20 protein-coding genes, 1 pseudogene and 1 riboswitch are annotated in these 23185 nt (G+C 54.1%); of the genes and pseudogenes, 14 read left to right on the top strand and 7 right to left on the bottom strand.

Going from position 1 to position 23185, the window contains the following annotated elements; all coding sequences use genetic code 11:
- The 11 genes from nusG to AC4PCC_RS20550 all read left to right on the top strand — a co-directional run bounded on the left by nusG (window position 1) and on the right by AC4PCC_RS20550 (window position 14199).
- Window positions 1-546, top strand: a complete 546-nt coding sequence (gene nusG / locus AC4PCC_RS20600) for a transcription termination/antitermination protein NusG (RefSeq protein WP_067710302.1) — start codon at window positions 1-3, stop codon at window positions 544-546.
- Between the two features lie 192 nt (window positions 547-738).
- Window positions 739-1167, top strand: a complete 429-nt coding sequence (gene rplK / locus AC4PCC_RS20595; RefSeq protein ID WP_067710304.1) for a 50S ribosomal protein L11 — start codon at window positions 739-741, stop codon at window positions 1165-1167.
- Between the two features lie 3 nt (window positions 1168-1170).
- Entirely contained in the window at window positions 1171-1875 is a 705-nt protein-coding gene (gene rplA / locus AC4PCC_RS20590; protein WP_067710306.1) for a 50S ribosomal protein L1, read from the top strand.
- Window positions 1876-2250: 375 nt separating this feature from the next.
- Window positions 2251-2754 (top strand): 50S ribosomal protein L10, encoded by a 504-nt coding sequence (gene rplJ / locus AC4PCC_RS20585; protein WP_067710307.1) that lies wholly within the window; start codon window positions 2251-2253, stop codon window positions 2752-2754.
- Between the two features lie 66 nt (window positions 2755-2820).
- Window positions 2821-3186, top strand: coding sequence for a 50S ribosomal protein L7/L12 (gene rplL, locus AC4PCC_RS20580; protein WP_067710309.1), 366 nt, complete (start codon window positions 2821-2823; stop codon window positions 3184-3186).
- A 322-nt stretch (window positions 3187-3508) separates the two neighbouring features.
- On the top strand, window positions 3509-7537 hold the full coding sequence (rpoB, locus tag AC4PCC_RS20575) for a DNA-directed RNA polymerase subunit beta (RefSeq protein ID WP_067710311.1): 4029 nt from the start codon (window positions 3509-3511) through the stop codon (window positions 7535-7537).
- A gap of 137 nt (window positions 7538-7674) precedes the next feature.
- On the top strand, window positions 7675-11895 hold the full coding sequence (gene rpoC, locus AC4PCC_RS20570) for a DNA-directed RNA polymerase subunit beta' (RefSeq protein ID WP_067710313.1): 4221 nt from the start codon (window positions 7675-7677) through the stop codon (window positions 11893-11895).
- Window positions 11896-12053: 158 nt separating this feature from the next.
- On the top strand, window positions 12054-12476 hold the full coding sequence (gene uraH, locus AC4PCC_RS20565) for a hydroxyisourate hydrolase (protein ID WP_492125776.1): 423 nt from the start codon (window positions 12054-12056) through the stop codon (window positions 12474-12476).
- A gap of 349 nt (window positions 12477-12825) precedes the next feature.
- Window positions 12826-13296, top strand: a complete 471-nt coding sequence (gene tssD / locus AC4PCC_RS20560) for a type VI secretion system tube protein TssD (RefSeq protein ID WP_492125775.1) — start codon at window positions 12826-12828, stop codon at window positions 13294-13296.
- 37 nt (window positions 13297-13333) lie between these two features.
- Window positions 13334-13693 (top strand): tlde1 domain-containing protein, encoded by a 360-nt coding sequence (locus AC4PCC_RS20555; protein WP_492125774.1) that lies wholly within the window; start codon window positions 13334-13336, stop codon window positions 13691-13693.
- A gap of 53 nt (window positions 13694-13746) precedes the next feature.
- Window positions 13747-14199 carry a hypothetical protein gene (locus AC4PCC_RS20550; RefSeq protein ID WP_492125773.1) on the top strand — a complete coding sequence of 151 codons (453 nt, stop codon included), beginning with the start codon at window positions 13747-13749 and terminating at the stop codon, window positions 14197-14199.
- 115 nt (window positions 14200-14314) lie between these two features.
- On the opposite strand, the gene thiH is transcribed toward AC4PCC_RS20550, so the two are convergent.
- From thiH to rsd, 7 genes and pseudogenes are all read right to left on the bottom strand, one after another.
- The gene (gene thiH / locus AC4PCC_RS20545) at window positions 14315-15442 is read right to left on the bottom strand and encodes a 2-iminoacetate synthase ThiH (RefSeq protein WP_345829863.1); all 1128 of its coding nucleotides are present in this window, start codon (window positions 15440-15442) and stop codon (window positions 14315-14317) included.
- Window positions 15439-16215 (bottom strand): thiazole synthase, encoded by a 777-nt coding sequence (locus AC4PCC_RS20540; protein WP_492125772.1) that lies wholly within the window; start codon window positions 16213-16215, stop codon window positions 15439-15441. Before AC4PCC_RS20540 ends, thiH begins: the two co-directional genes overlap by 4 nt.
- 1 nt (window position 16216) lies before the next feature.
- Window positions 16217-16417, bottom strand: a complete 201-nt coding sequence (thiS, locus tag AC4PCC_RS20535; protein WP_492125771.1) for a sulfur carrier protein ThiS — start codon at window positions 16415-16417, stop codon at window positions 16217-16219.
- Complete coding sequence (locus AC4PCC_RS20530; RefSeq protein ID WP_492125770.1) at window positions 16401-17162, bottom strand: HesA/MoeB/ThiF family protein; 762 nt, start codon at window positions 17160-17162, stop codon at window positions 16401-16403. Before AC4PCC_RS20530 ends, thiS begins: the two co-directional genes overlap by 17 nt.
- A 59-nt stretch (window positions 17163-17221) precedes the next feature.
- Window positions 17222-17866: a thiamine phosphate synthase gene (gene thiE, locus AC4PCC_RS20525; RefSeq protein ID WP_492125769.1), complete on the bottom strand. Its 645-nt coding sequence runs from the start codon at window positions 17864-17866 to the stop codon at window positions 17222-17224.
- A gap of 8 nt (window positions 17867-17874) precedes the next feature.
- Window positions 17875-19695, bottom strand: a pseudogene (gene thiC / locus AC4PCC_RS20520) (phosphomethylpyrimidine synthase ThiC); the annotation flags it as partial.
- Between the two features lie 89 nt (window positions 19696-19784).
- Window positions 19785-19885: riboswitch (TPP riboswitch) on the bottom strand.
- 123 nt (window positions 19886-20008) lie between these two features.
- Window positions 20009-20515 (bottom strand): sigma D regulator, encoded by a 507-nt coding sequence (gene rsd, locus AC4PCC_RS20515; RefSeq protein WP_345829866.1) that lies wholly within the window; start codon window positions 20513-20515, stop codon window positions 20009-20011.
- Between the two features lie 83 nt (window positions 20516-20598).
- Between rsd and nudC the strand changes: the two genes are divergently transcribed.
- From nudC to nfi, 3 genes are read left to right on the top strand one after another with little or no spacing between them, the layout of a single operon-like run.
- Complete coding sequence (gene nudC / locus AC4PCC_RS20510; protein WP_067710331.1) at window positions 20599-21372, top strand: NAD(+) diphosphatase; 774 nt, start codon at window positions 20599-20601, stop codon at window positions 21370-21372.
- A gap of 39 nt (window positions 21373-21411) precedes the next feature.
- Window positions 21412-22479, top strand: a complete 1068-nt coding sequence (hemE, locus tag AC4PCC_RS20505) for a uroporphyrinogen decarboxylase (RefSeq protein ID WP_492125768.1) — start codon at window positions 21412-21414, stop codon at window positions 22477-22479.
- A 2-nt stretch (window positions 22480-22481) separates the two neighbouring features.
- Entirely contained in the window at window positions 22482-23150 is a 669-nt protein-coding gene (gene nfi / locus AC4PCC_RS20500; RefSeq protein WP_492125767.1) for a deoxyribonuclease V, read from the top strand.
- The last annotated feature ends 35 nt before the right edge of the window (window positions 23151-23185 follow it).

The raw sequence follows: 23185 nt of genomic DNA, 5'->3' as shown, positions 1-23185 counted from the left end.
ATGTCTGAAGCTCCAAAAAAGCGCTGGTACGTCGTTCAGGCGTTTTCCGGTTTTGAAGGCCGCGTAGCTCAATCGCTGCGCGAGCATATCAAGTTGCATAACATGGAAGAACTGTTTGGCGACGTCATGGTTCCAACCGAAGAAGTGGTTGAGATCCGCGGCGGCCAGCGTCGTAAGAGCGAACGCAAGTTCTTTCCAGGCTATGTTCTGGTACAAATGGTCATGAATGATGCAAGCTGGCACCTGGTGCGCAGCGTGCCCCGCGTGATGGGATTCATTGGTGGTACTTCCGATCGCCCGGCACCTATCAGCGATAAAGAAGTTGATGCAATCATGAACCGCCTGCAGCAGGCTGGTGATAAACCACGTCCGAAAACGCTGTTTGAGCCAGGTGAAATGGTTCGCGTCAGCGATGGTCCGTTTGCTGACTTCAACGGTGTTGTTGAAGAAGTGGATTATGAGAAAAGCCGCCTGAAAGTTTCTGTATCCATCTTTGGCCGCGCAACGCCGGTTGAGCTGGACTTTGGGCAGGTCGAAAAAGGCTGATATTCATTGTGAACACCGCTTAAACGCAGGCTCAGGCCTGAAAATTAAGTGCGTGACCAGAATATGAGTTGCGAGAGGCGCGAAATTGCCATACAATTTCGCGCCTTTTGTTTTTATGCGCTGCTTAAGCGCGTGAAATATTAATCACGGGGAGCTCCATCTGGAGCGCTTGAACCCAATAGAGGAAATATCATGGCTAAGAAAGTACAAGCCTACGTCAAGCTGCAGGTTTCAGCCGGTATGGCAAACCCAAGTCCACCGGTTGGTCCAGCACTGGGTCAGCAGGGTGTTAACATCATGGAATTCTGTAAAGCGTTTAACGCCAAAACAGATTCCCTGGAAAAGGGTCTGCCAATTCCGGTAGTTATTACCGTTTATTCTGACCGCTCTTTCACCTTCGTTACCAAAACGCCTCCAGCAGCAGTTCTGCTGAAGAAAGCGGCAGGTATTAAGTCTGGTTCCGGCAAGCCGAACAAAGACAAAGTAGGTAAAGTATCGCGTGCTCAGGTACGTGAAATCGCAGAAACCAAAGCTGCGGACATGACTGGTGCTGACCTGGAAGCGATGACTCGCTCCATCGAAGGTACTGCTCGTTCCATGGGCCTGGTAGTAGAGGATTAAGAAATGGCTAAGCTGACCAAGCGCATGCGCGTGATCCGTGACAAAGTTGATTCAACTAAACAGTATGACATCAACGAAGCTGTTGCTCTGCTGAAGGAACTGGCGACGGCTAAGTTCGTAGAAAGCGTTGACGTAGCGGTAAACTTAGGGATTGATGCCCGTAAATCCGATCAGAACGTTCGCGGTGCAACTGTACTGCCACACGGTACTGGCCGTTCCGTTCGCGTTGCCGTATTTGCTCAGGGTGCTAACGCTGAAGCTGCTAAAGCTGCGGGCGCTGAACTGGTAGGTATGGAAGATCTGGCAGACCAGATCAAAAAAGGCGAAATGAACTTTGACGTTGTTATCGCATCTCCAGATGCAATGCGCGTTGTTGGCCAGCTGGGCCAGGTTCTGGGCCCACGCGGTCTGATGCCTAACCCGAAAGTGGGTACCGTAACGCCAAACGTTGCTGAAGCTGTGAAAAACGCTAAAGCCGGTCAGGTTCGTTACCGCAACGACAAAAACGGCATCATCCATACCACCATCGGTAAGGTTGATTTCGATACTGACAAACTGAGAGAAAACCTGGAATCCCTGCTGGTTGCGCTGAAAAAAGCGAAACCTTCACAGGCGAAAGGCGTTTTCATCAAGAAGGTTAGCCTGTCCACCACTATGGGCGCAGGCGTTGCAGTTGATCAGGCTGGCCTGAACGCTGTAGCGAACTAATCTGCTTTACGTGGGCGAAAATTTCGACTAGAATCTTTCGCCCATTGTTCTGTTAATATACAGGACCTCTAATCGAGTCATTCAGGTTGCAGCAGCCAACGCAGCAGCGGCTTGAAGAACGAAGTATTAGAAAGAATTTTCGGTTGGAGCCTGGCCTTATCCAGGCCTCCGTCCAAGACCGCAGGTGTTTTAACCTCGTTTAGAGGCATAAAACTTAATTTCCTGCGTAGACGGTGACAGAACCTGAAGAATATATTTATAGTCTTTGCTGGATTCTGCTCACCGTGTTTCAGCGTCTGTCTGTGGTAACACAGTTCAGGCGAAGTGAGTTCCGGGGAAATCCATCCCCGGCCAAAAATCCAGGAGCACAAGCTAATGGCCTTAAATCTTCAAGACAAACAAGCGATTGTTGCTGAAGTCAGCGAAGTAGCCAAAGGCGCGCTGTCTGCGGTAGTTGCGGATTCTCGTGGCGTTACCGTAGATAAAATGACCGAACTGCGTAAAGCAAGTCGTGAAGCTGGCGTATACATGCGTGTTGTTCGTAACACCCTGCTGCGCCGCGTCGTTGAAGGTACTCAGTTTGAGTGCCTGAAAGACACGTTAACCGGTCCAACCTTGATTGCATACTCTATGGAACATCCGGGCGCTGCTGCTCGTCTGTTCAAAGAGTTCGCGAAAGCGAATGCAAAATTCGAGGTTAAAGCTGCCGCCTTTGAAGGCGAGTTAATCAGTGCGGATCAGATCGACCGCCTGGCAACTCTGCCTACTTACGATGAAGCAATCGCACGCCTGATGGCAACCATGAAAGAAGCCGCTGCCGGCAAACTGGTTCGCACTCTGGCTGCTGTACGCGATCAGAAAGAAGAAGCTGCTGCTTAATCGCCAGCCTTTCTTTTCCGTTCATTTGCTAACGTATAAATTACTTTCTGAATTTAGGAACACGAAATGTCAATCACTAAAGACCAAATCATTGAAGGCGTTGCCGCTCTGTCTGTAATGGAAATCGTTGAACTGATCTCCGCTATGGAAGAGAAATTCGGCGTTTCAGCTGCTGCTGCTGTTGCAGGTCCTGCTGCTGCTGCTGAAGCTGTTGAAGAAAAAACCGAATTTGACGTTGTACTGAAAGCTATCGGCGCAAACAAAGTTGCCGTGATCAAAGCAGTACGTGGCGCAACCGGTCTGGGCCTGAAAGAAGCTAAAGATCTGGTTGAGTCTGCACCTGCTGCCCTGAAAGAAGGCATCAGCAAAGACGACGCAGAAGCACTGAAGAAAACTCTGGAAGAAGCTGGCGCAGAAGTTGAAGTTAAATAAGCCTGCTCTACAGACTGCAGCCTGATTTTCCGGGCTGATGGCTGGTGACTTTTTGGTCACCAGCCTTTTTGCGCTTTACAGCGTCAATGGTGTTTCACACTGTTTAACCATTGATTTGCTTAATATCTTTTTCTATCGACGCCTTAATATACTGCTTTCCCGCACGGCGCTCTGCCGGGCAATGGCAGCGAAATGATTTAAGAGTGATAGAAAGATGTATTACGGAAGGCGTCTGCCTTTCCGGCCAACAAAATAGTGTCGCATGAACTGTCCCCCCCGGACGGACAGAGAGGTTCTACTTTTCAGCGAGCTGAGGAACCCTATGGTTTACTCCTATACCGAGAAAAAACGCATTCGTAAGGATTTTGGAAAACGTCCACAAGTTCTGGACATTCCTTATCTCCTTTCCATCCAGCTTGACTCGTTCCAGAAGTTCATCGAGCAAGATCCGGAAGGTCAATATGGTCTGGAAGCCGCATTCCGTTCCGTATTCCCTATCCAAAGCTATAGCGGTAACTCTGAGCTGCAGTACGTCAGCTACCGTTTAGGCGAACCTGTATTTGATGTGAAAGAGTGTCAGATTCGTGGCGTCACGTATTCTGCACCCCTGCGCGTAAAACTGCGCCTGGTGATCTACGAGCGCGAAGCGCCGGAAGGCACCGTTAAGGACATCAAAGAACAAGAAGTTTACATGGGCGAAATTCCGCTCATGACCGATAACGGTACCTTTGTGATCAACGGTACGGAAAGGGTTATCGTTTCTCAGCTGCATCGTAGTCCTGGCGTCTTCTTTGACAGCGATAAGGGTAAAACCCACTCATCGGGTAAAGTGCTGTATAACGCACGTATCATCCCTTACCGCGGCTCATGGCTGGATTTTGAATTCGATCCAAAAGACAACCTGTTCGTCCGTATTGACCGTCGTCGTAAGCTGCCCGCAACCATCATTCTGCGCGCGCTGAACTACACAACGGAACAGATCCTCGACCTGTTCTTTGACAAAGTTGTGTTTGATATTCGCGACAACAAGCTGCAGATGGAGCTGGTTCCTGAGCGTCTGCGCGGTGAAACCGCTTCCTTCGATATCGAAGCTAACGGCACCGTGTACGTTGAGAAAGCCCGCCGCATTACTGCACGTCATATTCGTCAGCTGGAAAAAGATGGCGTTGAGCACATCGAAGTGCCGGTTGAATATATCGCGGGCAAAGTTGTTGCCAGGGATTATATCGACGAAAGCACCGGCGAACTGATCGTCGCGGCGAACATGGAGCTGTCGCTGGACCTGCTGGCCAAGCTGAGCCAGGCCGGTCACAAGCGTATTGAAACGCTGTTCACCAACGATCTGGATCACGGCGCTTACATGTCCGAAACCGTACGCGTCGACCCAACCAGCGATCGCCTGAGCGCGCTGGTTGAGATCTACCGTATGATGCGTCCTGGTGAGCCACCAACGCGTGAAGCGGCTGAAAATCTGTTCGAGAACCTGTTCTTCTCCGAAGACCGCTACGATCTGTCCGCGGTGGGTCGTATGAAGTTCAACCGTTCTCTGCTGCGCGACGAGATCGAAGGTTCCGGTATCCTGAGCAAAGACGACATCATTGAAGTGATGAAGAAGCTCATCGGTATCCGTAACGGTATTGGCGAAGTGGATGATATTGACCACCTCGGCAACCGTCGTATCCGTTCCGTTGGTGAAATGGCTGAAAACCAGTTCCGTGTTGGCCTGGTGCGCGTAGAGCGCGCGGTGAAAGAGCGTCTGTCTCTGGGCGACCTCGACACCCTGATGCCACAGGATATGATCAACGCCAAGCCGATTTCGGCTGCCGTTAAAGAGTTCTTCGGCTCCAGCCAGCTGTCACAGTTTATGGACCAGAACAACCCGCTGTCGGAGATTACGCACAAACGTCGTATCTCTGCACTGGGTCCAGGCGGTCTGACGCGTGAGCGTGCAGGCTTTGAAGTTCGAGACGTTCACCCGACTCACTACGGTCGCGTGTGCCCAATCGAAACGCCTGAAGGTCCAAACATCGGTCTGATCAACTCCCTGTCTGTTTATGCACAGACTAACGAGTACGGTTTCCTGGAAACCCCATACCGTCGCGTTATCGACGGCGTGGTGACCGACGAAATTCATTACCTCTCCGCTATTGAAGAGGGTAACTACGTTATCGCTCAGGCGAACACCAACCTCGACGACGAAGGTCACTTCGTAGACGACCTGGTGACCTGCCGTAGTAAAGGCGAATCGAGCCTGTTCAGCCGCGATCAGGTTGACTACATGGACGTTTCCACCCAGCAGGTGGTTTCCGTCGGTGCGTCACTGATCCCGTTCCTGGAGCACGATGACGCCAACCGCGCATTGATGGGTGCAAACATGCAACGTCAGGCGGTTCCTACTCTGCGTGCTGATAAGCCGCTGGTTGGTACCGGTATGGAACGCGCGGTAGCGGTAGACTCCGGTGTAACAGCCGTAGCGAAACGTGGTGGTACCGTTCAGTACGTGGATGCGTCTCGTATCGTTATCAAAGTTAACGAAGATGAAATGTACCCGGGCGAAGCGGGCATTGATATCTATAACCTGACCAAGTACACCCGTTCTAACCAGAACACCTGTATCAACCAGATGCCGTGTGTCAACCTGGGTGAACCGATTGAACGTGGTGACGTGCTGGCCGACGGTCCTTCAACGGATCTGGGTGAACTGGCACTGGGTCAGAACATGCGCGTCGCGTTCATGCCGTGGAACGGCTACAACTTCGAAGACTCCATCTTAGTCTCCGAGCGCGTGGTACAGGAAGATCGCTTCACCACCATCCACATTCAGGAACTGGCGTGTGTGTCTCGCGACACCAAGCTGGGGCCAGAAGAGATCACCGCTGATATCCCTAACGTGGGTGAAGCTGCGCTCTCCAAGCTGGATGAGTCCGGTATCGTTTATATCGGTGCTGAAGTGACCGGTGGCGACATTCTGGTTGGTAAGGTCACGCCAAAAGGTGAAACCCAGCTGACGCCAGAAGAGAAGCTGCTGCGTGCTATCTTCGGTGAGAAGGCATCTGACGTTAAAGATTCTTCTCTGCGTGTACCGAACGGCGTATCCGGCACCATTATCGACGTGCAGGTCTTTACCCGCGATGGCGTGGAAAAAGACAAGCGCGCGCTGGAAATCGAAGAGATGCAGCTGAAGCAGGCCAAAAAAGACCTGTCTGAAGAACTGCAGATCCTTGAAGCCGGCCTGTTTAGTCGTATCAACTACCTGCTGGTTTCCGGCGGTGTAGAGGCCGAGAAGCTGGAAAAACTGCCGCGCGAGCGCTGGTTAGAGCTTGGCCTGACCGACGAAGACAAGCAAAACCAGCTGGAGCAGCTGGCAGAGCAGTACGACGAACTGAAGCGCGAGTTTGAGAAAAAACTCGACGCGAAGCGCCGCAAAATCACTCAGGGCGATGACCTGGCACCTGGTGTGCTGAAAATCGTGAAAGTGTATCTGGCTGTTAAACGTCAGATCCAGCCTGGTGACAAAATGGCAGGTCGTCACGGGAACAAAGGTGTTATCTCCAAGATCAACCCGATCGAAGATATGCCATACGATGAGAACGGTACGCCGGTCGATATCGTACTGAACCCGCTGGGCGTACCATCACGTATGAACATTGGACAGATTCTTGAAACCCATCTGGGTATGGCTGCTAAAGGTATCGGCGAGAAAATCAACGCCATGCTTAAGAAGCAGGAAGAAGTGTCTAAGCTGCGTGAATTTATTCAGCGCGCGTACGATCTGGGCACCGATGTGCGTCAGAAAGTCGATCTGAACACCTTTACCGACGACGAAGTGTTGCGCCTGGCTGAAAACCTGAAGAAGGGTATGCCAATCGCAACGCCGGTGTTTGACGGTGCGAAAGAGAGCGAGATCAAAGAGCTGCTTCAGCTCGGCGGCCTGCCTTCTTCCGGTCAGATTACCCTGTTCGATGGCCGTACCGGCGAACAGTTCGAGCGTCAGGTTACCGTTGGCTATATGTACATGCTCAAACTCAACCACTTAGTGGATGACAAAATGCATGCACGTTCTACCGGATCCTATAGCCTCGTGACTCAGCAGCCGCTGGGTGGTAAGGCGCAGTTTGGTGGACAGCGCTTCGGTGAGATGGAAGTGTGGGCACTGGAAGCATACGGTGCCGCTTATACCCTGCAGGAAATGCTGACCGTGAAGTCTGATGACGTTAATGGCCGTACCAAGATGTATAAAAACATCGTGGACGGTAACCATCAGATGGAACCGGGCATGCCGGAATCCTTCAACGTACTGTTGAAAGAGATCCGCTCGCTGGGTATTAACATCGAGCTGGAAGACGAGTAACCCCTGTCGATGGCAGGCTGTGGCCCTTGCCGCAGCCTGCAGGAAAACGGGTAAAGCACTCGAATATGTACTGGTTACAGGACGCCCGGGTCACTCCGGGCATTCCTGAGAAGTCTCACTCCGACGGGAGCTAATCCGTGAAAGACTTACTTAAGTTTCTGAAAGCGCAAACTAAGACCGAAGAGTTTGATGCGATCAAAATTGCTCTGGCCTCGCCAGACATGATCCGTTCCTGGTCTTTTGGTGAAGTTAAAAAGCCGGAAACCATAAATTACCGTACGTTCAAACCAGAACGTGACGGGCTTTTCTGTGCGCGTATTTTCGGGCCGGTAAAAGACTACGAGTGCCTGTGCGGTAAGTACAAGCGCCTGAAGCATCGCGGTGTGATCTGTGAGAAGTGTGGCGTTGAAGTTACACAGACCAAGGTACGTCGTGAGCGTATGGGTCACATTGAGCTGGCCTCGCCGACTGCGCACATCTGGTTCCTGAAATCGCTGCCTTCGCGCATCGGTTTGCTGCTGGATATGCCACTGCGTGACATCGAACGCGTGCTGTACTTCGAATCCTATGTGGTTGTCGAAGGCGGCATGACCAACCTTGAGCGTCGTCAGATCCTGACTGAAGAGCAGTATCTGGACGCGCTGGAAGAGTTCGGTGATGAATTCGACGCAAAAATGGGTGCGGAAGCGATCCAGGCCCTGTTGAAAAACATGGATCTGGAGCAGGAATGCGAACAGCTGCGTGAAGAGCTGAACGAAACCAACTCCGAAACCAAGCGTAAAAAACTGACCAAGCGCATCAAGCTGCTGGAAGCGTTCGTCCAGTCTGGCAACAAGCCAGAGTGGATGATCCTGACCGTGCTGCCTGTGCTGCCGCCGGACCTGCGTCCGCTGGTACCGCTGGACGGTGGCCGTTTCGCAACCAGCGATCTGAACGATCTCTATCGTCGCGTGATCAACCGTAACAACCGTCTGAAGCGCCTGCTGGACCTGGCTGCACCTGATATCATCGTACGTAACGAAAAACGTATGCTGCAGGAAGCGGTCGATGCCCTGCTGGATAACGGCCGTCGCGGTCGTGCCATCACCGGTTCGAACAAGCGTCCGCTGAAATCACTGGCCGACATGATCAAAGGTAAGCAGGGTCGTTTCCGTCAGAACCTGCTGGGTAAACGCGTAGACTACTCCGGACGTTCGGTTATCACCGTTGGTCCATACCTGCGCCTGCACCAGTGTGGTCTGCCGAAGAAAATGGCACTGGAGCTGTTCAAACCCTTTATCTACGGCAAGCTGGAACTGCGTGGTCTTGCTACCACCATTAAAGCCGCCAAGAAAATGGTCGAGCGCGAAGAATCCGTCGTCTGGGATATCCTGGATGAAGTGATTCGCGAACACCCGGTCCTGCTGAACCGTGCACCAACCCTGCACCGTCTGGGCATCCAGGCGTTTGAGCCGGTACTGATCGAAGGTAAAGCTATCCAGCTGCACCCGCTGGTTTGTGCGGCCTATAACGCCGACTTCGATGGTGACCAGATGGCTGTTCACGTACCGCTGACGCTGGAAGCCCAGCTGGAAGCGCGTGCGCTGATGATGTCTACCAACAACATCCTGTCGCCAGCGAACGGTGAGCCAATCATCGTTCCTTCACAGGACGTTGTACTGGGTCTGTACTACATGACCCGCGACTGTGTTAACGCCAAAGGCGAAGGCATGGTGCTGACTGGCCCGAAAGAAGCGGAGCGTATTTACCGCGCCGGTCTGGCCTCTCTGCACGCTCGCGTTAAGGTGCGTATCACCGAGCACGAGAAAAACGAGCGGGATGAGTGGGTTGCTAAAACCAGCATCATCGATACCACCGTTGGTCGCGCCATCCTGTGGATGATCGTGCCTAAAGGTCTGCCTTTCTCCATCGTCAACCAGGCGCTGGGCAAGAAAGCTATCTCTAAGATGCTGAACACCTGTTACCGCATCCTGGGCCTGAAGCCGACCGTTATCTTTGCTGACCAGACCATGTACACCGGTTTTGCCTATGCAGCCCGCTCCGGCGCGTCTGTTGGCATCGACGACATGGTTATCCCAGAGAAGAAAGCGGAGATCATCACCGAAGCGGAAGCGGAAGTGGCTGAGATCCAGGAACAGTTCCAGTCTGGTCTGGTAACGGCGGGCGAGCGCTATAACAAAGTGATCGATATCTGGGCTGCGGCCAACGAACGCGTTGCTAAAGCGATGATGGAAAACCTCTCTACCGAGCTGGTCATTAACCGTGACGGTGAAGAAGAGCGTCAGGTTTCCTTCAACAGCATCTTTATGATGGCTGACTCCGGTGCGCGTGGTTCTGCTGCTCAGATTCGTCAGCTGGCGGGTATGCGTGGTCTGATGGCGAAGCCAGATGGCTCTATCATCGAGACGCCAATTACTGCGAACTTCCGTGAAGGTCTGAACGTACTCCAGTACTTCATCTCCACGCACGGTGCGCGTAAAGGTCTTGCGGATACCGCACTGAAAACCGCGAACTCCGGTTACCTGACCCGTCGTCTGGTTGACGTGGCGCAGGATCTGGTGGTAACCGAAGATGACTGTGGTACCCATGAAGGTATCATGATGACTCCGGTTATCGAGGGTGGTGATGTTAAAGAACCTCTGCGCGAGCGCGTACTGGGCCGTGTAACGGCTGAAGACGTCATCAAGCCGGGCACCGCCGACATTCTGCTGCCACGCAACACCCTGCTGCACGAACAGCAGTGTGACTTGTTGGAAGAGCACAGTGTCGACAGCCTGAAAGTTCGCTCCGTTGTAAGTTGTGAAACTGACTTCGGCGTGTGCGCCCACTGTTATGGACGCGATCTGGCGCGTGGTCACATCATCAACAAAGGTGAGGCCATCGGCGTTATCGCAGCACAGTCCATCGGTGAGCCGGGTACTCAGCTGACCATGCGTACGTTCCACATCGGTGGTGCGGCATCGCGTGCGGCAGCCGAATCCAGCATTCAGGTGAAGAACAAGGGTACGCTGAAGCTGATCAACGCTAAGTCGGTTACCAACTCAGCCGGCAAGCTGGTCGTTACCTCGCGTAACACCGAGCTGAAGATGATCGACGAATTTGGTCGTACCAAAGAGAGCTATAAAGTTCCTTACGGTTCAACCATGGCGAAAGGTGACGGCGAGCAGGTTGCAGCGGGCGAGACCGTAGCAAACTGGGATCCGCACACCATGCCAGTTATCACCGAAGTGAGCGGTTTCATTCGCTTCACCGATATGATCGACGGCCAGACCATTACCCGCCAGACTGATGACCTGACCGGTCTGTCATCTCTGGTAATCCTCGACAGTGCTGAACGTACTGCGGGTGGTAAAGATCTGCGTCCTGCGCTGAAGATCGTTGATGGTAACGGCAACGATGTGATGATCCCAGGTAGCGACATGCCTGCTCAGTACTTCCTGCCGGGCAAAGCGATTGTTCAGCTGGAAGATGGCATCAAAATCAGCTCGGGTGATACCCTGGCCCGTGTTCCACAGGAATCCGGCGGTACCAAGGATATTACCGGTGGTCTGCCGCGCGTTGCGGATCTGTTCGAAGCCCGCCGTCCGAAAGAGCCGGCTATCCTGGCTGAGATCAGCGGTATCATCTCCTTCGGTAAAGAGACCAAAGGCAAGCGTCGTCTGGTGATCACACCAATTGATGGCAGCGAGCACTACGAAGAGATGATTCCGAAATGGCGTCAGCTGAACGTGTTCGAAGGTGAGCGCGTTGAACGTGGTGATGTGGTTTCCGATGGTCCAGAGTCTCCACATGACATTCTGCGTCTGCGTGGCGTGCATGCGGTGACCCGTTATATCACTAACGAAGTGCAGGAAGTTTACCGCCTGCAGGGCGTTAAGATTAACGATAAGCACATCGAAGTCATCGTGCGTCAGATGCTGCGTAAAGCAACGATTGCCAGCGCGGGCGGTACTGACTTCCTCGACGGCGAGCAGGTTGAATTCTCACGCGTTAAAATTTCTAACCGTGAGCTGGAAGCCAACGGCAAAATCGCAGCAACCTTTGCGCGCGATCTGCTGGGTATCACCAAAGCGTCCCTGGCGACAGAGTCCTTTATCTCTGCTGCCTCGTTCCAGGAAACGACGCGCGTACTGACCGAAGCAGCCGTAGCGGGTAAACGCGACGAACTGCGCGGCCTGAAAGAGAACGTAATCGTGGGTCGTCTGATCCCAGCCGGTACCGGTTACGCTTATCATCAGGATCGTATGCGCCGTAAAGCAGCGGGCGAAACGCCTGTTGTTCCTCAGGTGACCGCAGATGAAGCGTCTGCCAGCCTGGCAGAACTGCTGAACGCAGGCCTTGGCGGTAAAAACGACTAATCGTTTCTATCGTTGATGAATAAAAACCGCTCTTCGGAGCGGTTTTTTTATGCCTGCGATTCAGGTCGTGCGGAGTGGTTTACAAATTGTGCGTCGCGGCATGTGATAGCTAGCGTTGTTGCTATATTTAGCTGGCAATCATTTAATGGAGATAAACGATGAATTTTACCCGTCACGCACTGCTGCCCGCTCTGATCCTTACCTCACTCTCCGCAGGCGCAGCCGATCCCACGACGACACCCAACCCTCTCAGCGTGCATGTGCTGAACCTGCAAACCGGTGTGCCAACGGCGGGCGTCAAGGTTGAGCTTGAGCAGCAGCAAAAGACAGGCTGGGTAAAGCTCGCTTCGGGGACCACGGACAGTCATGGTCGCATTGCCGCGCTCTATCCGGCAGGGGAAGCAATGCCAGCCGGAGATTACAAAGTGGTGTTCAAAACTGGGGAATATTATAAAGGCATCGGGCAACCGACTTTTTTCCCGGAGATACCGGTGGTGTTTCACGCAGAGAAAAGCGGTGACCACTACCATATTCCGCTCCTGCTCAGCCAGTATGGTTATTCCACCTACCGGGGTAACTAAGCCGCTGCGTATTATATCGCTGTGAAGTCGCCAGCTGATGGCATATGACTGGCGTCGTACGATGAGGGCAGGGCCAGCGAGGGGAAAACGAACTGGCCCTGGTCAGCATTATCGCCAACCCGGACAGTTTAGCGTCGCCACCGGCTATGACCAGCGGTAATGCGGCTGCTTGCGAAGCCGCTCCAGAACGTATTTACGGCGTTGCGTGCGGCCTCGATGGTTAGGAGATTGGATCGTTTCTTTCAGGCGAACATGACCATGGAGGGTGGCACGCTCCTTGATATTTCTTTACTAACGTTACAGTACCCATATAATAACTAATGGAATTTAACTTAAAAGGATTTTTTATATGGCTATACCCGTTTATCTCTGGCTCTATGATGATGCCGGAAACTTGATCAAAGGTTCTGTTGATGTTTCTGGTCGTGAGCATAGCATTGAAACCGTTGCTTTGCGTCATATGGTAGAACTACCTACGGATAACAACACAGGGGAAATTACTGGAACGAGAGTTCACGAGCCAATTAGTTTTGATAAAGAAATAGATTCTTCTTCTACCTATTTATATAAAGCATTAATCACGAGTAGAAATCTAAAATCAGCAGAGTTTAAATATTACCGCATTAATTATTCTGGAAAAGAAGAACACTATTTCTCGATTATTCTTGAAAAGGTTAAAGTCGAATCTATTACCTCTCTAATGTATGATATTAGAGATGATTACGGTGGAAATAAAAATCATCTTGAATGCATTGATTTAGGTTATGAAAAAATAACATGGCATTTTATAGATGGTAATATCATTCATTCTGATAGTTAGGGAGAATGAGCTGCTTGATTAATTAAAAGAGTGGGTTATGACATGGATTTATAAACAAAGCACTGGTGAGATTTTTCACAATGGCACTTTTATTGAAAAAGGTTATGCAGGGCGAATGACTAATAAAAATAATCCAGATCGTCAACAGGTGAAAGGATTAGGCCCATTACCTCAAGGAACCTATCGCATATCAGGACAATCAAGATCTAAAGGCCCAATGACCATTATACTTGTTCAAACATCAGGTAATACTTTTGGTAGAAGCGCTTTCCGTATTCACGGTGAAAGAGTTTATGGTGTTCCGGGATGGGCATCTGAAGGTTGTATCATTATGGGGCCGGGAACACGCAGACGTATACTTGACTCAAATGACACTCGTCTGGAAGTTGTAAGATGAGGTGCTTTCATACTGCTACTGTAACATTGGTATTTTCATGCGCCTGTAATGCTATGGCTACTAATTATTTAAATGTAGATAGTATTATTAATAGTGTTGATAAAGGTGATCATAATGCATTAAATGATGTTCCATTACTAACGAGAAATATAAGCACAGAAAAAAGCAATGCGTTAAGAAATGCACTTACTCATTCACTTATTATATCGACACCTGAAACACTTGATGCTTTAAATTCTGTGGATAAATTAATAGTTCTAAATGGTCATTCTCCTGTAAGAGATAAGTTTGGAACAGACTCTGTTTGCTCTTATGTCATCGATAGCAATAAGTATGATAAAGAGTCTTTTATGACCTATTATTCAATTGCCAGGCTACATCTTGAAAAAACGGGTGATAAAGGAAAATCCTGTCTTGATTTAATGAGTTCTTCAATAGAAGAAACAATCTATCAAGATAAACAGGGTAAAATGAAATGGGGCGTTGAGAAATACGGTTTTGATTGAATACAGCCCCGCAAGGGGCTATTTAACCTGATCAAGCTGTTCTAAGCCACGCTGTAGAACCGTTAAGTAAGCGACTGGCAGACCCTATAAATAATTAGGTGCGCCAGGTTTCATGTTATTGCGAAACACGCCCTAAATAACTATCCCAGTCCTTCCACACCGGTTGTAATCCGGCCTTCATCAGCGCATTCGCAACCTCTTGCGGATGGCGGTTATCGTGCGGAGAAAATTGCTCCAGTTCGGTTTGCTGTTCAGCGTAGCCCCCGGGCTGGGTTTTTGAAAAGGCGCTGATCGTATTGATCGCCAGCGGCACCACCCGATCGCGGAACTGGGGCGATTCGCGTGTGGAAAGTGACTGTTCCACTTCGGGCGCGAACAGGCGAAAAGCGCAAATTGCCTGCACCAGCTGCGCTTCGTTCATCAGTGAGGCTGGCTGAATGCCGCCCGCGCAGGGACGCAGGCGGGGAAACGCCACCGAATAGCGGCTCTGCCAGTAGTTTTTTTGCAGCCACAGCAGATGTTCTCCCATCATAAAACAGTCAGTGCGCCAGCTGTCTGACAGGCCAATCAGCGCACCCAGGCCAATCTTATCAATACCGGCGCGTCCCAGACGATCGGGCGTTTCCAGTCGGAAGAAAAAGTCCTGTTTATTGCCCTTCAGGTGGTGCTGGCTATAGACCGCTGAGTGATAGGTCTCCTGATACACCAGCACCCCATCCAGCCCCAGCGTTTTTAACTCGGCGTACTCCTCTTCTGCAAGGGGCTGCACCTCCATCATCAGTGAACTGAAGCACGCGCGGATGGCGGGAAGATGCTGACGAAAATAGTCCATCCCGACCTTTGTCTGATGCTCGCCGGTGACCAGCAGCAGCTGATCGAAGCCCATTGCGCGGATGGCCGCGCACTCCCGCTTAATCTCCTCTGCATTCAGCGTTTTACGCCTGATGCGATTACTCATGGAGAAGCCGCAATAGGTGCAGTCATTGGCGCACAGGTTGGACAGGTATAGCGGCACGAACAGATTGACGGCGTGACCGAAGCGCTGCCGGGTTAGCTGCCGGGCCTTCTGCGCCATGGGTTCCAGCCAGGCTTCCGCCGCGGGGGAGAGCAGCGCCATCAGATCCTCAGGGCCTGGTCTCGATGCGTTCAGCGCCCGCTCCACGTCGGCGGCCGTTTTGCTGTGGATCCGCAGGCTTATATCATCCCACTCCAGCGTTTCCCATCGGGAGATAAAGCTTTTCACTGGGCTTCTCCTTTTGTCAGAAAGGCCGTTAACGGGCTGGTGGGCTGCGCCTGCTGATGTCGGCTACCCAATCCGCTCCGCCGCGCCAGCGCGCCTGCTTCTACGGCCAGCCTGAATGCGCGCGCCATCTGTATCGGATCCTGAGCCGACGCCATCGCCGTATTCACTAACACCGCATCTGCGCCCATCTCCAGCGCCTCGCTGGCGTGGCTGGGTGCGCCGATACCGGCATCCACGATCACCGGCACGCTTGCCTGTTCGATAATCAGCGTCAGGAAATCGCGTGTCTTAAGCCCCTGATTGCTACCAATTGGCGCACCGAGCGGCATGACTGCCGCGCATCCCACCTCTTCCAGCCGCCGGCACAGGACCGGATCGGCATGGCAGTAGGGCAGAACGGTAAACCCCTCTTTCACCAGCGCTTCGGCGGCCTTAAGCGTTTCAATGGGATCTGGCAGCAGATAGCGCACGTCGGGATGGATCTCCAGCTTGAGCCAGTGGGTTCCCAGCGCTTCGCGTGCGAGCCGGGCGGCAAAAATAGCCTCTTCTGCGGTTTTAGCACCGGACGTGTTTGGCAGCAGCTGGACGCCGAGCGCCTGCAGGGGCTTAAGTATGCCGTCATCCCCGCCGCGCAAATCCACGCGCTTCATCGCCAGGGTAACCAGCTCCGCACCGGATTCACGCAGTGAATTTAGCATTACCGTCGGGCTGGAAAATTTACCCGTTCCGGCCAGCAGGCGTGACGTAAACGTTTTATCCGCAATAGTAAACATATCAACCTCCGGCAATGGCCTGGAAAATCACCAGCTCATCGCCCTCCTGCAAATGAAAAGATGCCCAGCGGTCGCGAGGGATAATCTGCTGATTAACCGCCAGCGCCGTACCCGGCTGATGGCGGGAAAGCTGTTCGAGCAGTTCAACCAGCGTGGGAGAACCGTTCAGGGCCATGCCGCTGTCATTAATGGTGATGTTCATCGCGGCCTCCACATACCGGGCACGCAGCGCTACGTTCGAGAGTCAGCGTGCGCCAGGTCTGCTGTCGGCCATCGAAAAGCCGCAGCTTCCCTGCCAGCGAGGAACCCTGACCGGCGAGCATCTTTAGGGCTTCCAGCGCCTGAAGCGTACCCATCACGCCGACCACCGGGCCCAGCACGCCTGACGTACGGCAGTTGCGCGGGGGCTCGGTCTCATCGGGCCACAGGCAGCGATAGCAGCCGTGACTGAAGGGCGGGGTTAACACCAGCAGCTGACCGCCGAATCCCACGGCGCTGGCGCTGATCAGCGGTTTGCTGCGCTGTATGCAGGCGGTGTTAATCGCCTGGCGGGTCTGCATATTGTCGCTGCAATCCAGCACCAGATCGGCCATCGCTACCGCCTCCTGCAGGTTACTGTCATCCATACGCTTCTCCAGCACGATAAATTCCACCTGAGGGTTCAGTGCCTGGAGCTGCGCTTTCGCGACCTGCGCTTTTGACAGGCCCGTCTCGCGGCTGCGAAACAGGATCTGGCGCTGCAAATTGCTGATATGTATCTTGTCGTCATCGGCCAGCAGCAGTGTGCCAACCCCGGCAGCAGCAAGATAGAGCGCCGCAGGCGATCCCAGGCCGCCCAGGCCGATAATCAGGACGCTGGCGGCCTGAAGTTTGCGCTGCCCTTCAGGACCGAACTCCTCCAGCAGCAGCTGGCGGCTGTAACGCATAAAGTCACCGTCACTGAACATGCTGTGCGCCTCCCGACCCGACCAGGCGCTGATGGCTGACAGGTACTAAACGCGGGTTGCTATACATGCTCTGCGCCCCCCGGTCCCGCCAGCTGCAATAGCTGCGCGGTGGCTTCCTGCCAGCTGTCGGCCTGCGTAATGGCGCTGACTACGGCGATACTCCCCACGCCGGTTGCCAGCACGGCAGGCGCGCGGCTGAGGCTGATACCGCCAATGGCCACCGTTGATACGCCCTGCAGGCGCGAAAGATGACGCTTAAGCTCTTCTATGCCCTGCGGGGAGGAGGGCATCTGTTTAGTGAGGGTCGGAAAAACATGGCCGAGGGCGATATAAGACGGCTGCTCCTTCAGGGCACGATCCAGTTCGGCGTCATCGTGCGTCGAAAGCCCCAGGCGTAGTCCGGCACGATGAATGGCATCCAGGTCGGCGACGTCCAGATCTTCCTGCCCCAGATGTACGCCATAGGCCTGATACCTGATCGCCGTCTGCCAGTAATCGTTGATAAACAGACGCGCCCGGTAACGCCTGCCCAGGGCGATGGCAGCGGCAATCTCATCTTCCACCGCCGCTTCCGGCCGATCTTTAATCCGCAGCTGGATGGTGCGTACGCCCGCATCCAGCAGTCGCTCAATCCAGGCGACCGTTTCAACGACAGGGTAGAGACCCAGCCGGGCTTCGGTTAAGGGAAATGGACCACGGCTCATACTTTGTCCTCCTGTTTCGCCGCGTAATCACGCACTTCCTGGGAAATTTTCATGGAGCAGAATTTAGGTCCGCACATCGAACAGAAATGGGCAACCTTGCCGGACTCCTGTGGCAGCGTCTCGTCGTGATAGCTGCGGGCGGTATGGGGATCGAGCGCGAGATTGAACTGATCTTCCCAGCGGAATTCGAAGCGCGCTTTCGACATGGCGTTATCGCGGATCTGCGCGCCGGGATGTCCTTTAGCCAGATCGGCGGCGTGGGCCGCTATTTTGTAGGTAATCAGCCCCTGCTTCACATCTTTTTTATTCGGCAGGCCAAGGTGCTCTTTGGGCGTGACGTAGCACAGCATCGCGCAGCCGAACCAGCCAATCATGGCCGCGCCAATACCCGAGGTAATGTGATCGTAGCCCGGCGCGATATCCGTGGTCAGAGGGCCAAGGGTATAAAACGGCGCCTCGTGGCAGTGTTCCAGCTGCTCGGTCATATTGTGACGGATCATCTGCATCGGCACATGTCCCGGGCCTTCGATCATCACCTGCACGTCGTACTCCCAGGCAATCTTCGTCAGCTCGCCCAGCGTACGCAGCTCGGCAAACTGCGCCTCGTCATTGGCATCCTGAATTGAGCCAGGACGCAGCCCATCGCCCAGCGAGAGGGACACGTCGTAGGCCGCGCAGAGTTCACAAATCTCGCGGAAGTGCTGATAAAGAAAGCTCTCCTTATGATGCGACAGACACCATTTCGCCATAATCGAACCGCCGCGCGACACGATGCCCGTCAGGCGTTTCGCCGTCATGGGGACATAGCGCAGCAGGACGCCTGCGTGGATCGTGAAGTAGTCCACGCCCTGTTCCGCCTGTTCCAGCAGGGTGTCGCGGAAAATCTCCCAGTTCAACGCTTCCGCCACGCCGTTGACCTTCTCCAGCGCCTGATAGATGGGCACGGTGCCGATGGGTACCGGGCTGTTACGCAGGATCCACTCGCGCGTTTCGTGAATATTACGACCGGTGGAGAGATCCATGACCGTGTCGGCTCCCCAGCGCGCTGACCAGACCAGCTTCTCGACCTCTTCCTCAATGGAGGAGCTGACCGCAGAGTTGCCGATATTGGCGTTAATTTTCACCAGGAAATTGCGGCCGATAATCATTGGCTCGGATTCAGGATGATTGACGTTGGCAGGAATGATGGCGCGCCCGGCGGCGACCTCCTGCCGCACAAATTCCGGCGTGATGTCCAGCGGCAGATGCGCACCGAAGCTGTTGCCCGGATGCTGCTGGCGCAGCACCTCACCGCGAATGCGCTCGCGACCCATATTCTCTCGCAGCGCAATAAACTCCATCTCCGGCGTGATCCTGCCCTGTCGGGCATAGTGCAGCTGGGTGACGCAGTGGCCGGGCATCGCCCGTCGGGGAAGGGGAAGGTGTTCGAAGCGCAGGTGATCCAGCCCTTCATCGGCGAGACGCTGCTGCGTGTAGGCTGAGCTGAGCGTCTCAATCGTTTGCGTGTCGCCGCGTTCACCAATCCAGCCCTCGCGTAACCGGGGCAGGCCCGCATGAACATCAATGCTGGCCTCTGGATCGCCATAGGGGCCGGCAGTGTCATAAACCGGCACGGGCTCATTATCTTCATATCGGGGGGCGTCTTTGCTGCCGCCGACTCGGGTTGGACTGAGTTGGATTTCACGCAGGGGAACGCGAATATCGGGACGTGATCCCTCAAGCCAGATGCGCGTTGAGTGAGGAAAGGCGGTGCCCTGGAGGGAGTCGATAAACTGTTGAGCCTGCGCGCGCTGTTCGCGGCGGGTGGTTTTCTTTTCAAGGTCAGACATAGCATGTTCCTGATAAATCGGGAAAAGATGCTTGTCCGGAGTTCGGAGGAGTAAGCGCAAAGTGTGGGTAAACAGCAGCACACCCTGACTGAAAAGTTACTCTTGTTCCCTACGCAGGTATTAACCTGGTCAGGTTCCGCGGATCCCGAATTAACGGTCTCAGCCCCTAAGGGCACTCCGACAAGAAGAATTCTGGTCTCCCGGAGGGAGAACCAGAACGGCGGTAACGGCGGCGGCCGCGCGTTACGCCATTGCCCCCTCAGCATAGGGGGCCTCTTTTGAAACTACAAGGATTTTACAAACGGATAACGTTTCAGGCGGGACGGGCCAGGGCAGAATCGTTAGCGGCCGGTGGGGTATCCGCCTGCTTGTCCAGCGCCAGCTGTATAAATTTATCTTCCAGCGTGAAGCGGGCTTCCAGCGCTTCGCCCACTTCAGAGAGCGCGTTCTGGAACTCAAGATAGTTATCGTGATCGATAGCCGTTTCCAGATGAGTATCATAAACCTGCATAATCTCAGCCGTGTTCGCCTGAAGCGCCGGATAGATCAGCGCGGCCTTAGCCAGCTGCTCGCTGCCTTTCATCTCTTCGATAAAGCGCTCGTACACCGTAAAGTGACCAGTGGAGAGATAATCGACCAGACGCTGACAAAAGGTATCCAGTGCGTTTTCATCGAGCGGAGTATGGGATTCCTTGTTAGGCTTAATGCCAACCATTTGATAATAGGCAACCAGTAACTGCTTGCGGGATTGCAGACAAAAGTCCACCAGGCCACTACACCCGGCAACGCGCGCGGTCAGGACTTCTAGTTGGTTGAGCATGTGTGACTCCGAAAGTGATATTTTAAGTGCCCGATCCCAATCCCGTTACGCAGCAAGCCGATTTAGCTGAGGATATGCAATTTATGGAAGTTGAGATTTCTAGCGTAGACGCTGGCTGGTGGGTTGTCAGTCACGAACATAAACTATGGCTGCCGAAAGGTCAATTGCCGCAGGGAAGTGCGCAGGAATTAGGCCTGGTTGGGTCAAAAGCTATGCGGATCGGTGAATGGCAGGGCGAGCCGGTGTGGCTGATACGCGATAGCCGTCCGAATGAGATGGGCACTCTGCGACAGATCCTCGACGGCGATGTCGGCCTGTTCCAGCTGGCGGGGCGCGGGATCCAGCTGGCTGAGTTCTACCGCTCTCATAAGTGGTGCGGCTACTGCGGGCATGAAATGCACTCAAGCAAAACCGAGTGGGCCAGCCTGTGCGGTCACTGCCGGCAGCGATACTATCCGCAGATTGCCCCCTGCATCATTGTCGCCATTCGTCGCGGCAAGGAGATCCTGCTGGCGCAGCATACTAAGCACCGCAACGGCATCTACACCGTGCTGGCCGGGTTTGTCGAAGTGGGTGAAACGCTGGAGCAAACCGTCGCGCGTGAAGTCATGGAGGAGAGCGGGTTAAAAGTGAAAAATCTGCGCTATGTCTCCTCTCAGCCATGGCCGTTTCCCCAGTCGCTGATGATGGCATTTATGGCCGACTATGAAAGCGGTGACATACACATTGATCCCAAAGAGCTGCTGGATGCGGCTTGGTATCACCATGAGGCGCTGCCCCAGCTTCCACCGCCCGGTACCGTGGCGCGGCGGCTGATCGAGGATACCGTGGCGCTTTGCCGCGCTGAAGCGGAATGAATGTTATACTGTGCGCCTGATTTTGAGAGAGCGTTTAAGATGAGTGAACTGAAGAACGACCGTTATCTGCGCGCCCTGCTGCGCCAGCCTGTGGATGTGACCCCGGTATGGATGATGCGCCAGGCCGGACGCTACCTGCCAGAATATAAGGCGACCCGTGCCATCGCCGGTGATTTTATGTCGCTGTGCAAAAATGCCGAGCTGGCCTGCGAAGTCACGCTACAACCGCTGCGTCGCTATCCGCTGGATGCGGCGATCCTGTTCTCCGATATTCTTACCATCCCCGACGCCATGGGGCTGGGCCTGTGGTTTGAGGCGGGAGAAGGCCCCCGTTTTTCCTCACCGATCACCTGCCGCGCTGATGTTGAGAAGCTGCCGGTGCCCGACCCGGAGCAGGATCTGGGCTATGTGATGAATGCGGTGCGCACTATCCGTAAAAACCTGAAGGGTGAAATACCGCTGATAGGTTTCTCCGGCAGCCCCTGGACGCTGGCCACCTACATGGTTGAAGGGGGCAGCAGCAAAGCCTTCACCAAACTGAAAAAAATGATGTATGCCGAGCCTGAAACCCTGCATCTGATGCTGGATAAGGTGGCCGACAGCGTCACGCTCTACCTGAACGCCCAAATACGTGCCGGTGCGCAGTCGGTGATGATATTCGACACCTGGGGCGGGGTACTGACGGGACGGGACTATCTTGAATTCTCCCTGCACTATATGCACAAAATCGTGGACAGCCTGATCCGTGAGAATGACGGACGCCGCGTGCCGGTCACCCTGTTTACCAAAGGCGGCGGCCAGTGGCTGGAAGCGATGGCAGCTACCGGCTGCGACGCGCTGGGGCTGGACTGGACCACCGATATCGGCGACGCCCGCCGCCGCGTGGGTGATAAAGTTGCCCTACAGGGGAATATGGATCCGTCTATGCTTTACGCGTCCCCTGCGCGTATCGGGCAGGAGGTCGCGGGCATCCTGGAAGGGTTTGGCCACGGCAATGGACACGTATTCAACCTGGGTCACGGGATCCATCAGGATGTTCCACCCGAGCATGCTGGCGCTTTCATTGACTCAGTACATCGACTTTCACGGCCATATCACCAGGACTAACCATGGACATTGCAGCATTACGTCAGGAGCAACTTGAACGCGCGGCAGAAGTGCGGCAGGAAGATGACTTTGAAGTAATGCCGCCGCGCTATATAGGCGGTGCCGATGTCGGTTTTGAACAGGGGGGCGAGGTTACGCGCGCTGCCCTGGTTATTCTGGAATATCCGTCGCTCAGGCTGGTGGAGCATCGCGTTGCCCGTATCGCGACGACGATGCCCTATATTCCGGGGTTCCTTTCATTCCGTGAATATCCTGCGCTGCTCGCGGCGTGGCAGCAGCTTGAGCTAAAGCCAGACCTGCTGTTCGTTGATGGGCAGGGCATTGCGCACCCGCGCCGCCTTGGCGTCGCCAGCCATTTCGGCCTGCTGGTGGATGTCCCAACCATTGGCGTGGCAAAAAGCCGCCTGTGTGGCAAGTTTGAGCCGCTGGATGACGAGCCGGGGACAACACAGCCGCTGATCGACAAAGGCGAGCAAATTGGCTGGGTATTGCGCAGCAAGCGCCGGTGTAACCCCCTCTTTATCTCGCCGGGGCATCGCGTTAGCCAGACGACGGCGCTCAGCTGGGTGGAAACCTGTCTGAACGGCTACCGGCTGCCCGAACCGACGCGCTGGGCTGATGCCGTGGCCTCACGGCGACCTGCTTTTATGCGCCTTCAGGAGCAGGGTTAACGGTGTGACGCGCGGTCTTTTCGGTTACACTGCTG

The sequence above is a fragment of the Erwinia sp. L03-1 genome (assembly GCF_058686115.1).
Note: the sequence above shows the minus strand (reverse complement) of the source record. Positions and strands in the feature narration are given on the sequence as shown.